The 2,102-nt window shown below is 72.4% G+C and carries 3 protein-coding genes; all 3 read right to left on the bottom strand.

Annotated features, from left to right (window positions below; translation table 11 throughout):
• On the bottom strand, positions 1–537 hold a 537-nt coding region (locus QR77_RS05675; protein ID WP_236711061.1), incomplete at its 3' end, for an ADP-ribosylglycohydrolase family protein.
• Positions 538–605: 68 nt separating this feature from the next.
• Positions 606–1,325 (bottom strand): GntR family transcriptional regulator, encoded by a 720-nt coding sequence (locus QR77_RS05670; protein ID WP_040020030.1) that lies wholly within the window; start codon positions 1,323–1,325, stop codon positions 606–608.
• A gap of 124 nt (positions 1,326–1,449) precedes the next feature.
• Positions 1,450–2,102: L,D-transpeptidase family protein (locus QR77_RS05665; protein ID WP_063798155.1), on the bottom strand; the 653-nt coding region annotated here is incomplete at its 5' end.

The following is a 2,102-nucleotide window of genomic DNA, read 5'->3' as shown; positions in this document are numbered from 1 at the left end:
CGCGATCGCGGCGGTGACCGCGTCGTCGAGAGTGCCGCCGCCGACGCCGGTGGAGACGGCGGCCGCGACCGCCGATGCGCCCGCGATACCGACGGTGGTGTCATGCGTCACCTGGCAGGACTCCACGACATGGTCGAGGAAGCCGGCCAGCGGCTCGACGTCGAAGGCGATCCCGACCGGGGTGACGCGCATGGCGGCGCCGTTGGTCGAGCCGTACCGCCCCGCCTCCTCGGGCGGGACCCCACGGGCGACGGCGTCCAGCGCCGCCTTGGTGGAAGGGCCGAGGAGGTCGAACGACCCCTTGGCCTTCATCCCCTTCTCCCAGTCGAGCAGCTCCTGGGCGAGGCGCAGCGGATCGATCCGGCCGTGGCCCTCGTCGATGAGCCGTCCGACGATGACGGCCTGGTCGGTGTCGTCGGTGACGGACCCGGCGGGCATGCCCGCGCTGACCGGGTTGTCGGGCAGGGCCGCCTCGAAGCCGGTGAGGGTCCCGTAGGCCCGTACGACGTCCTCCCGGGACATGACCTGGGTGGGCATGCCGAGGGCGTCGCCGAGGGCGAGTCCGTAGTACGCGCCGAGCGCGCGGTCGAGTCGGTCGGAGTCGGTCACGGTTGGCCTCCTCGGCCGGAGCGGACGTGCAGGTGGAAGCGGGCGGGGTCCAGCAGGCTGGTGACCTGCTCGACGACGGAGCCGTCGGCGGCCCGGTAGACCTGGGAGAGGTGCAGAAACGATTCGCCGGGGGAGCGGCGCAGCAGGGCGGCGTCCGCCTCGTCCGTTCCCCGTACGGAGACCTGTCCGTCGCCGTACTCGGTGACCCGACCGGCGGCGATCAGCGCCTTGTGCAGCGATCCGCCGTCGAGGCCGCGCTCCACCAGACCCACCAGGTCGCCCACGGCGGGAACCCGGCTGCGTTCGAGGGAGACACCGCGTCCGTCGGCGAGCCGCCTGACCCGGTCGAGGGCGATGAACGTACTCGACGGCAGACCGAGCCCGCCGGCCAGCACCTCGTCGGTGACGGTCTCGAAGCGCAGGATCTCGGTCGTCAGCTCGACGGGCTGGCCCGCCAGTGACTGGGTCCAGCCGACGCGGTTGTCCAGCGGGGTGTCGTCGAAGGTGACGAAGGAGCCGATCCCGGCGTGCGTGGCGATCAGGCCCTGCTCCCCGAGGACCTGGAGCGCCTGCCGCAGTGTGGAGCGGCTGACGCCGAAGCGCTGGGTGAGCGCGTGCTCACCGGGCAGCCGGTCGCCGTCGCTGTGCACCCCGGCGCGGATCTCGTCGGCGAGGACCCGCGCGATGCGATGATGTTTGTGTACCTGTCCAGGCATGTCTGAACAGTAGGTTGAAGGGGACCATTCGGTCCATAGCCTCTGGCAACTTTTTTCTGGGGGCTGGGTGGGACTGGTGGGGCTTGGGGGAGTGGGGGCTGTCAGGGCTGGTGGGCGGGGCTTGTCAGTAGCCGGTGATCGCCGTGGGTCCCGATGCCGTCCCCACCGCGATGTGCGGCTCCCGGCGCGGATCGGCCCAGGCCAGGATCGCGCTCATGGCACTCGCCGGTACGGACACGCATCCGGCGGTCGCGCCCTGGCCGTTCACATGGAGGAAGATCCCGGCACCCCGGCCGCGTACCGGCCGGTCGTAGTTGAAGCCGATCACCAGGGCGCGGGCGTACTGCGCCTGGTAGTCGGCGAGATGCTCGGCCTCGGTGGCACGGCAGTCGGCGGGGAGGCCCTCGGCCCATCGGTTGTACGCCGTGGACTCGTTGTCCTCGCACCACCAGGACGCGTCGGTGACCGGGCGGTAGGTGTACGAAGTGCCGTCCGGCGGCGGCGCGATCCCGAAGGCGTACGGCAGGTCGTACAGCCCGGTCGGCGTGGTCGAGGTGCCCTGCACCCGCGCCTCGCCCTCCACCAGCCCGCCGGACCCGAAGCGAGCGTCGGCCGACCCAGCCTCGACCCAACGGCCGTCGCGCAGGTCCCACCAGGTCAGCCGCCCGGTCGTGGCGTCCGTACCCGGGGCCTCGGCGGTGATCAACTGCGAGCCGCCCCCGGTCGACGCCATCAGGGCGGGCAGGGGGGACGGCTGGGGCGGTGGGGGCGGTGGGG

The sequence above is a fragment of the Streptomyces sp. 150FB genome (assembly GCF_000818195.1).
Taxonomy (GTDB): Bacteria; Actinomycetota; Actinomycetes; order Streptomycetales; family Streptomycetaceae; genus Streptomyces.
This window is presented reverse-complemented; position numbering and strand designations above follow the sequence as displayed.

Coding starts and splice junctions, on each gene's coding strand:
- QR77_RS05670 (WP_040020030.1), bottom strand. CDS start 1,325: ATGCCTGGACAGGTACACAAACATCATCGCATCGCGCGGGTCCTCGCC.